At 73.4% G+C, this 8,740-nt stretch carries 9 protein-coding genes; 5 read left to right on the top strand and 4 right to left on the bottom strand.

The window, feature by feature from the left end:
- Positions 1 to 679 precede the first annotated feature (679 nt).
- Positions 680 to 1,897, top strand: coding sequence for a globin domain-containing protein (locus tag ACZ4Z2_RS32550; protein ID WP_468080941.1), 1,218 nt, complete (start codon positions 680 to 682; stop codon positions 1,895 to 1,897).
- Between the two features lie 22 nt (positions 1,898 to 1,919).
- Here the strand turns inward: ACZ4Z2_RS32550 and ACZ4Z2_RS32545 are convergent, their stop codons facing one another.
- Both ACZ4Z2_RS32545 and ACZ4Z2_RS32540 read right to left on the bottom strand, forming a co-directional pair.
- On the bottom strand, positions 1,920 to 2,579 hold the full coding sequence (locus tag ACZ4Z2_RS32545) for a DUF1963 domain-containing protein (protein ID WP_468080945.1): 660 nt from the start codon (positions 2,577 to 2,579) through the stop codon (positions 1,920 to 1,922).
- Positions 2,580 to 2,594: 15 nt separating this feature from the next.
- Positions 2,595 to 2,774 carry a hypothetical protein gene (locus ACZ4Z2_RS32540; protein WP_468080940.1) on the bottom strand — a complete coding sequence of 60 codons (180 nt, stop codon included), beginning with the start codon at positions 2,772 to 2,774 and terminating at the stop codon, positions 2,595 to 2,597.
- Between the two features lie 164 nt (positions 2,775 to 2,938).
- On the opposite strand from ACZ4Z2_RS32540, the gene ACZ4Z2_RS32535 reads away from it, so the two are divergent.
- Both ACZ4Z2_RS32535 and ACZ4Z2_RS32530 read left to right on the top strand, forming a co-directional pair.
- Complete coding sequence (locus ACZ4Z2_RS32535; protein ID WP_468080939.1) at positions 2,939 to 3,541, top strand: cysteine hydrolase family protein; 603 nt, start codon at positions 2,939 to 2,941, stop codon at positions 3,539 to 3,541.
- 10 nt (positions 3,542 to 3,551) lie between these two features.
- Positions 3,552 to 4,460, top strand: coding sequence for a GlxA family transcriptional regulator (locus ACZ4Z2_RS32530; RefSeq protein ID WP_468080937.1), 909 nt, complete (start codon positions 3,552 to 3,554; stop codon positions 4,458 to 4,460).
- Between the two features lie 28 nt (positions 4,461 to 4,488).
- Here ACZ4Z2_RS32530 and ACZ4Z2_RS32525 read toward each other — a convergent pair whose 3' ends face one another.
- Complete coding sequence (locus ACZ4Z2_RS32525; protein WP_468080936.1) at positions 4,489 to 5,016, bottom strand: MarR family winged helix-turn-helix transcriptional regulator; 528 nt, start codon at positions 5,014 to 5,016, stop codon at positions 4,489 to 4,491.
- Positions 5,017 to 5,177: 161 nt separating this feature from the next.
- Between ACZ4Z2_RS32525 and ACZ4Z2_RS32520 the strand changes: the two genes are divergently transcribed.
- On the top strand, positions 5,178 to 5,693 hold the full coding sequence (locus ACZ4Z2_RS32520; protein WP_468080934.1) for a YceI family protein: 516 nt from the start codon (positions 5,178 to 5,180) through the stop codon (positions 5,691 to 5,693).
- 243 nt (positions 5,694 to 5,936) lie between these two features.
- On the opposite strand, the gene ACZ4Z2_RS32515 is transcribed toward ACZ4Z2_RS32520, so the two are convergent.
- Complete coding sequence (locus ACZ4Z2_RS32515; protein WP_468080933.1) at positions 5,937 to 6,626, bottom strand: GAF and ANTAR domain-containing protein; 690 nt, start codon at positions 6,624 to 6,626, stop codon at positions 5,937 to 5,939.
- A gap of 147 nt (positions 6,627 to 6,773) precedes the next feature.
- On the opposite strand from ACZ4Z2_RS32515, the gene ACZ4Z2_RS32510 reads away from it, so the two are divergent.
- Positions 6,774 to 8,669 carry an SMI1/KNR4 family protein gene (locus ACZ4Z2_RS32510; RefSeq protein WP_468080931.1) on the top strand — a complete coding sequence of 632 codons (1,896 nt, stop codon included), beginning with the start codon at positions 6,774 to 6,776 and terminating at the stop codon, positions 8,667 to 8,669.
- Positions 8,670 to 8,740: the final 71 nt, after the last annotated feature.

Here is an 8,740-nt window from a genome sequence, read left to right as displayed (position 1 = left end):
CGGAGGGCACGGGCCCCGGTCCGTGCGGATCGCGCCCGAGATGGTCACCGGCCGTGAACTCGGCCCCCGCTGACCGCGCGCCCGCCGAGGACCCGGCCCCTCGCCAGGACTCTTCAGCTGCCGTGCCGGGTCGCACGGACCGGATGGGCCGGGGCCGCCACGAGACCGAGACCGCACGGGACCGGGGCCGCACGCCCGCGCGGGACCGGGGCCGCACGAGCCCGGGTGGGCCGGGACCGCACGAGCCCGGGTGGGCCGGGACCGCACGAGCCCGGGTGAGCCGGAGGGCACGGGCCCCGGTCCGTGCGGATCGCGCCCGAGATGGTCACCGGCCGTGAACTCGGCCCCCGCTGACCGCGCGCCCGCCGAGGACCCGACCCCTCGCCAGGACTCTTCGGCAGCCGTGCCGGGTCGCACGGACCGGATGGGCGGGGACCGCCACGAGACCGAGACCGCACGGGACCGGGGCCGCACGCCCGCGCGGGACCGGGGCCGCACGGGCCCGGGTGGGTCGGGGCCGTGGGGCCGATGCTCCCGACTCCATGGGGCCATTGGTCCCTACTTCGCCGGTGACGGGCGAACGGCCCCGAAACGCGGGCCGTTGCCTGATACACAGAAGACCGGCGCCCGATGGGACGCGGCGCCGATCCCACCTCCTCCGCCCTTTCCGGGAGCCCTCATGCTGTCCGAAGAGTCCGCCGCCGTCATCCGAGCCACCCTCCCCGCGGTCGCCGGAGCGCTCGACGAGATCACGGCACGTTTCTACGGCGCCATGTTCAGAGACCGCCCCGAGCTGCTCGATGGCATGTTCAACCGCGGCAACCAGGCGAGCGGCGCGCAGCGCCGGGCCCTGGCCGGGTCGATCGCCGGGTTCGCGACCGCGCTGCTGGACGACCCGGACACCCGTCCGGACACGCTCCTGGACCGGATCGCGCACAAGCACGCGGCGGTCGGGGTCACCGACGACCAGTACACGATCGTCCACAAGTACCTCTTCGGCGCCATAGCAGAGGTGCTCGGCGACGCCGTCACCCCGGAGGTCGCGGCGGCCTGGGACGAGGTGTACTGGCTGATGGCGGGCGCGCTGATCGGCCGGGAGGCCCGGCTGTACCAGGACGCGGGGGTGGCGCCCGGCGAGGTGTGGCGGCCGTGGACGGTCGTCGAGCGCCGTACGGAGACCCCGGACACGGTCTCCTTCCTGCTGCGCCCCGCCGACGGCGGACCCGCGCCGCGGGCCAGGGCCGGCCAGTACGTGAGCGTCCGGGCGCGCATGGCGGACGGTGTGCACCAGGTACGGCAGTACAGCCTCTCCTCCGATCCGGGCGACGGTCTGCGGCGGATCACCGTGAAGCGGGTCGGCGCGACGGAGGGCGCGCCGGACGGCGAGGTGTCCACGCTGCTGCACGAGCAGGTGTCCGCGGGCGACGAGCTGACCCTCTCCGCACCGTTCGGCGATGTCTTCCTCGACGACCCGGCCGACGCCACCACCCCGGTCCTGCTCGTCTCAGCGGGCATCGGCTGCACGCCGATGACCGGCATCATGGCCCATCTCGCCGCCGTCGGCTCGGCCCGCCCGGTCCTGGTCCTGCACGCCGACCGCTCCCCCGCCGACCACGCCCTGCGCGCGGAGACCCGCGCACTCGTCGACCGCCTGCCGGGTGCCCGCGCGGTCTTCTGGTACGAGCGCCCCGACGAGACCGGTCAGGCCGACCAGGACGTCCGGACCGGGCTGATGGACCTCGACGGGCTCGAACCACCCGTGGACGGCACGGTGTTCCTGTGCGGGCCGCTGCCCTTCATGCGGGGGGTGCGCGCCCAGCTGCTGCACGCGGGGGTCCCGGCCCGCGCCATCCGCTACGAGGTCTTCGGCCCCGACCTGTGGCTGCCCGGCTCCTGAGGGACATGCGCGGGGAGACCGGTCAGACCTGCACGGTGAGCCTGGCCTGCTCGAACCGGTGGGCGGCGAGGTCGTCCGAGCGGATGAGCCAGTAGAGGGTGCCGTCGCCGCCCCAGGTCGTCCTCGCGTCGCTGTCGCCGCCGAACTGGGCGAGCAGGACCCATCGTTCCGCTTCCTGGTCCAGCGGTGGGTCGCCCCACGCGTGCACGCCGCCGACCACCCCGTTCGCGATCTCGTACTCCACGGGGCCCTGGACCGGCACGGCGTGACCTCCGATCTGGTGGTCGATCCGGGTGCGCAGGCGCCGGAAGGCGCGTACGAACGGTGTCAGCTCGGCCGGTGTGTCGCAGGGGTGGGGCCAGGGCCGGGTGTCGCCGAGGAGAGCCCGCCGGGCCTGGGGCAGCCACAGGTCCGGCGCGCTCTGCCCGGTGTCCGCGCCGAGTGCCACGCGCGGGAAGGCCGCCAGGACGGAGGGCGACTCCGCCGGGTGGACGGGGGTGTTCTCCGGGACGTACAGCACCTGGGCCGCGGCCCGGGCCGCGGGGTCGTCGACGGACACGAAGGCGTCTTCGTCCGCCTGGCCGTCGAAGGAGAAGAAGAGCAGGGTCCCGTCCCGGGGAAACTCCTCGGCGAGCCCGTCCCGGGGCAGCGCGGCACACCGCACGGAAGCGACGAACCACAGGGGCCCGTGTCCGGGTCACTCGGGCCAGACGGCCCCGGCCGGAAGCTCCGGGGCCCCGCCGAGGACCGCCGCGGTCGGCTCGTCGGCCTCGGCCCGGCGCAGGCGTACGCAGGGGCGCAGGAGCGCTGTCCAGCGCTGAACAAGTTCGCCGGGAAGGTGCTCGACGGCAAGCCGGGAGTATCGCTCATCGGTCATACGGCTCATGATCCACGGCCCCACCGACAGCGTGAGCGGCACCTGGGGAAGGCGCCTGCACGGGCAACCGCCTTCCCGCCGATCGGGGCCGCTGACCGGATCGGTCCGCTTCCGGACCCGATGCGGCCTGTCGGGGGGCGGGCCGTACGGACGAGGGTGGGGGCATGACCCGAGCACTGATCGTCATCGATGTCCAGGAGTCCTTCCGCGCCCGTCCCCTGTGGGAGGCGATCTCCGACCCGAAGATCGCCGACAAGGTGAACCGGCTGGTCCGGCTGGCCCGCCGGGCCGGGGACCTGGTGGTGTGGGTGCTGCACTCCGAGCCCGGCACCGGCGGCGCCTTCGACCCGGCCCTCGGCCATGTCCGGCTGCTGGAGGAGGTCGAGTCCCCGCAGGACGGCGAGCCGCTGATCCACAAGACCTCGCACAACGCCTTCACCACCACCAACCTGCAGCAACTCCTCACGGCGCGCGGGATCCGCGAACTCGTCCTCTGCGGCATCCGCACCGAACAGTGCGTGGAGACCACCGCCCGCGTCGCCTGCGACCTCGGCCACCTGGTCACCTTCGTCGTCGACGCGACCGCCACCGACCCGATCCCGCACCGCGACGCCCCCGCCGACCAGAGCGTCGCCGAACTGCTCGCCGACCCGCGCACCCTGCCGGCCGACGAGGTGATCCGGCGCACCGAGTACGCCCTCGCGGGACGCTTCGCCACCATCGCGACGGTGGACGGGCTGGAGGCCGCCGCGGGCCTTCCGGCATGATGACCGGATCGTGAGCCACGTCGTGTTCTTCCTGGTGCCCGGAGTCCATCTGCTGGACCTGGCCGGCCCCGCGCAGGTCTTCTCCACCGCGGCGGACTTCGGGCACCCCTACACCCTTCGGTATGTCGCCGAGCGGTCCGAGGTCCCCACCGCTCAGGGGCTGCCCCTGATGGCCGGGCTCGACTGGCCCGACCTCGGGCCCGAGGACCTGATCGTGGTGCCCGGCTGGCGGGCCGTCACCCTCGCCGACTCGCCGGCCATCGCCGACACGTCCCTGAAGGTCCTGCGGGACCACCACGCCAGGGGCGGGACGGTGGCCAGCGTCTGCGCCGGCGCGGAGGCGCTGGGACGGGCCGGCCTCCTCAGGGGCCGCCGCTGCACCACCCACCACGATGTGCAGGACGAGCTGGCCCTGCGCCATCCCGGTGCGGTCGTCGTCCGCGACGTGCTGTTCACCGCGGACGACCGGGTGATCACCTCGGCCGGTATCGCCAGCGGCATCGATCTGGCCCTGCACCTCGTCGCCGGCCGGCACGGCCCGGCCGTCGCCGGGCGGGTCGCCCGCGACATGGTCGTCTACGCCCGCCGCAACGGCCATGAGCCGCAGACCAGCGCGATGTTCCGGCACCGGTCCCACCTGGACGACACCGTGCACCGTGTCCAGGACCTCATCGACACCCGCTTCGACCAGCCGCTCCCGCTGCCCGGCCTGGCCTCGGCCGCCGGCGTCAGCGAGCGCACCCTCACCCGGCTCTTCACCCGCGCCACCGGCCTCACCCCGCTGCGCTACCAGCAGACCCTGCGCCTGGAGCGCGCCGAGCACCTCATCAGCCACGGCGCCACGGTCGACGCCGCCGCCCGCTCGGTCGGCTTCGAGGACGCCCGCATGCTCCGCCGCCTGCGCGCCCGCGCGAGCTGAGCCGACCGCTCCCCGAGCGCCGCGCGGCCTAGGCCGAGGCCGGGTCCGGCACCTCGGCGGGACGCTCGTCGACGAGGTCCGGGAGCAGACCCCGCAGCGCCTCGCGCTGGGCGGGCCCCATGAACGTGCCGAGCGCGTCGGTGACCGTCCCGGCGAGCGTGTCGGATGCCTCCTTCAGCAGACGCCGGGCCTTGTCGGTGAGCGCGACCCGGATGCCGCGCCGGTCGCCGCACACCGAGTCGCGGGTGATCAGGTCGGAGTGCTGGAGGCAGGCGATCTGGTAGGTGAGCCGGGTCTTGGGGCGCCCCAGGAGCTCCGCGACACGGGTCATGCGCAGCCCTTCCTCGGGCTGGGTGGCCAGCAGACAGAGGATCAGGAACTCGTCGTGGGAGACCCCGAGCCGCTCCTTCACGACCGCGCGCAGCCGCTGTTCCACCGCACCCGTCGCGCCCAGCAGCAGCATCCAGGCGTGCAGCTCGCGTGGAAGCAGGCCGCCACCATCCCGCACGGATGGACATTCGGGCAGGTGGGCGGGGTGCTCGTCGTGGTCGGCCATGGCCCCAGTGTACCTGTTGTCCATTTTTGGAACACCTGGTTGTCCAAATTCGAATCACACGCTAGCTTCGGTCATGCAAATTTGGACGACCAGCTCGCCCTTGTGGGACGACCAGTTCGCCCTTGATCCACTCGCTCATGCCGCCCGACAGGAGAACTCCCATGACCGTCGCCGTGGAAACCGGACTGTGGCAGCTCGACACCGCCGCATCCACCGTCGCCGTCCAGCACAGGACGATGTGGGGCCTGGTCACCGTGAAGGGGACCTTCGGCTCCGTCGGCGGCCGGGGCGAGGTGCGGCCGGACGGGTCCGCCGTGGGCGTCCTGACCGTCGACGCGATCTCCCTGGACACCGGGAACGCCAAGCGTGACCAACACCTGAGGTCCGCCCACTTCTTCGACGTGGAGCACCACCCGGAGATCACCTTCGCCGTCAGCAGTGCCGAACTCCGGGACGGCGACACGGTCAACGTCGTCGGCCGGCTGACCGTGCGCGGCATCAGCAGGCCGCAGGCCCTCACGGCGCGGCTGAGGGACGCGAACGCCGAGGGGCTCACCCTGGACGCCGAGTTCACCGTCGACCGGGAGCGGTTCGGCATGGGCTGGAACCAGCTGGGGATGCTGCGCGGCCCGGCCACGATCACGGCGACGCTGCGCTTCGTCCGGACCGGCGTCTGACCCGGGACGGCTGGACGGCCGGGAATGCCGGACTCCGTCAGGTGTCGAGGGGCCCAGCCGGGGGACTTGGTGGGCAGGCCGGGTTCAGCGGCACCCCGGGGGCTGGCCCTGGTTCAGGCTCCTCCTGTTCGGCAGGGAGCCGGAGGAGCCGACGCCCGCGAGTCGATCGGGGCTGCCCAGTCCCCGGCCGTCCCCGAGTCACTCCCAGGCCGTCCCTGCGTCAGTCGACAGGCCGTCCCTGAGTCAGTCGAGGCTGCCCCGCTCGCACACGCGGCGGGCGATCTCGCGGAGCTTGGTGTTGCTCTGCTGCGAGTAGCGGCGCAGCACGTCGAACGCCTCCTCCTCGGTGAGCCGGCGGCTGCCCATGAGGATGCCCATGGCCTCCCCGATGACGTGGCGGGTGGCGAGGGCCTGCGCCATCTGGGCGTGCGTGCGGGCGCTGGAGAAGGCGATCGCCGCGTGGGACGCCAGCAGCCAGCCGGCCAGCTCACTGGACTCGGTGAACGCGCCGGGCCGGCTGGAGTAGAGGTTGAGCGCGCCGAAGTCCTCGTCGTCGGTGAACAGCAGGAAGCCCATCATGCTGCCCACGCCGAGGGCGCGGGCCTGGGGCGCGAACGCGGGCCAGCGCTGCTGCTCGGCGGTGAGGTCCCCGATGCGGAAGACCCGCTCGCCCCGCGAGCTGCGGGCGGCGTCGAAGCAGGGCCCCTCCCCCAGCTGCTGCTGCAGTTCGTCGCTCTCGGTGACCAGCTGGTGGGTGGGCGCGAGGGTCTCCACCTTCGTGTCGTGCAGGACGAGGATGCCGGCCGCGTCGCAGCCGCCGACCAGCTCGGTGGCCGACGCGGTGATCCGCTCCAGTGTGTCGCTCACCGACTCCTGTGACAGGAGATCCCGCGCCATCGTCGCCATCTGCTCGGCGAACCGTCCCCAGTCCACATCCACCTCCGATCACGAGGCCCGCCCCCCACACCATCATGCTGCGCCTCCGCCCGTGGGCAAGCCACGAATCCCGGGGCGCTCCCCCCCTGTCCCGATCGGGCGCCGTACGGGGCACTGTCAGTGGTGGGTGGCAGCATCGGACGCATGACCGACATGGGCAGCGCGGCGTTCGACTGGCAGTCCTTCCTGCGGACGTGGAGCGGGGAATGGGCGGATTCCCTGCCGGACGGCGAGGAGGTGAACGGCGAGGACGAGACCGCCCGCCGGACCCGGTGGCTGGGGTTCCCGCCCGCGTCCGAGGAGCGGATCGCCGCCATGGAGGAGCGCCTCGGGCGCCGGATGCCACCGTCGTACCGCGCGTTCCTGGAGGTCAGCGACGGCTGGCGGCACGCGGGCGGGTTCGTGTGGCTGCTGGCGGGGACCGAGCAGGCCCGCTGGCACGACAACGCGTCGGGGCTCGCGGACGACTTCGAGGAGTACCTGGACGAGGACTCCGGGCCGGAGGAGCGGCATGAGGCGGACCTCTGGCGGCGCGGGCTGCAACTCGACGTCGAGTCCGACGTCACCCACGTCCTCCTGGACCCCGAGGACGTCGACGAGAACGGGGAATGGGCGGTGTACACGTGGTCCAGCTGGCTGGCCTCGCCTCCCGAGCGGCATGCGGACTTCGGCGCGTTCATGCGGGAGATGCACCGCGAGTTCCACCGCCTGCGGGCCCGCAAGGACGACGGCGGGCCCGAGTTCGTCAACGACACGACCCGCGGCCTGGACGCCCGGATGGACGAGGCCCGCTCGGCGGCGCTGCGCGGCGACTGGGGGCGTGCGGTGACGGCTCTGGACGAGGCGAAGGCGTACGGCAGACCGCGGGCCGCCGGGCTGGGTGACCAGATACGCCGCCTGCTCGGTGAGACCTACATGGTGTACTTCGAGGACGTGGTGACGGACCTGCGGTACGCGCCCGACCTGCTGCCGCCCCTGGTCGCCGAGCACGCGGCGCACTCCTACGGGGACGACTCCACGCTGATGTTCCCTCTGCGGGGCGCCGACGACGACGTGGTGGCCCTGGCGTACGCGACGCTGGACCAGGTCAGGAAGGGCACGTACCGGTACGCGCCCACGGGGCCGTTCGGCGAGGCGGTCGAGCGGGCTCGGGAGCTTGCGCGGTGGGGGCAGACGGACAGCGCCTGGCGGACGTTGGCCGACGCTCTGCCGCTGTGGGAGCCGCTGGGGCCGGACCATCTGGCTCCGATGGGGTGGGTGGCCGACCCGGTGCTCGGACCGCTGCTGACCCCGGAGCGGGGCCGGGAGCTGCTGTCCACTCCGCGGGGCGGGCACTCCGGTGCGATACCGGCGCCCGGGGCCGGGCGCGACCCGGGCGGCCTGACGTGGCTCGCGGAGCCGGACCCGGGCAACAACCGCCGGGCGTACCGGTTCGTGCTGGTGGAGGGGGTGGAGCCGTGGGAGGTCCCGGCACGGCTCGCGGACGGGGACGGCGCCGCGTTGGGCGAACCGCTGAACCTGTGGGAGGCGCGCCGCAGGTCGCTGGAGAACCGCGGGGAGTTCTCCTCCTTCGACGACCGGGCGCTCATGGCGGTGGGCCGGGCCGGCACCGGCTGGAGCTTCGCCTTCGACGGCGAGCCCGCCCCGTTCGACCGGCGGCGCTTCGTCTCCCCGGCGGGGGCCGCCTCCGAGGGCACCCGCGCGGTGGTGGTGTGGAGCGGTCTGAGGGCACATCACCAGCCGTCCTTCCATCTCTCCGTGGCGCGGGACGGAACCGAGGAGTACGCGTTCACCTACGCGGAGGGAGAGGTACGGCGGAGCGGGGAGATACCCGCGGCCCTGGACCCGGTCCGCTTCTTCGGCGACGAGGCGGACGGTACGCGGGCGGAACGGGCCCTGCTGGAGGCGCTGGCCGGGGAGTTCGGTGTGTCGCTGCCCCGGCAGGCGATCGTCGGTGGGCGACTGCACACCTTCACCACCCGCTCCTGGACGCGTCCGCCCGCGGAGGGAGAGACGTACATGGTCATCCGCGTGGGCTGACGGCGGCGGACGCCGCATCGCGCGGAGGGACGACAGCACCTAGTCTCGTTCACGCCGTCCCTGCTTCCGGA

The organism is Streptomyces sp. NPDC030183 (genome assembly GCF_055573455.1).
Note: the sequence above shows the minus strand (reverse complement) of the source record. Positions and strands in the feature narration are given on the sequence as shown.

Bases quoted from the DNA above. Each gene is read 5' to 3' on its own strand.
- ACZ4Z2_RS32550 (WP_468080941.1), top strand. From the start codon at position 680: ATGCTGTCCGAAGAGTCCGCCGCCGTCATCCGAGCCACCCTCCCCGCG.
- ACZ4Z2_RS32520 (WP_468080934.1), top strand. From the start codon at position 5,178: ATGACCGTCGCCGTGGAAACCGGACTGTGGCAGCTCGACACCGCCGCA.
- ACZ4Z2_RS32540 (WP_468080940.1), bottom strand. From the start codon at position 2,774: ATGACCGATGAGCGATACTCCCGGCTTGCCGTCGAGCACCTTCCCGGC.
- ACZ4Z2_RS32525 (WP_468080936.1), bottom strand. From the start codon at position 5,016: ATGGCCGACCACGACGAGCACCCCGCCCACCTGCCCGAATGTCCATCC.
- ACZ4Z2_RS32535 (WP_468080939.1), top strand. From the start codon at position 2,939: ATGACCCGAGCACTGATCGTCATCGATGTCCAGGAGTCCTTCCGCGCC.
- ACZ4Z2_RS32510 (WP_468080931.1), top strand. From the start codon at position 6,774: ATGACCGACATGGGCAGCGCGGCGTTCGACTGGCAGTCCTTCCTGCGG.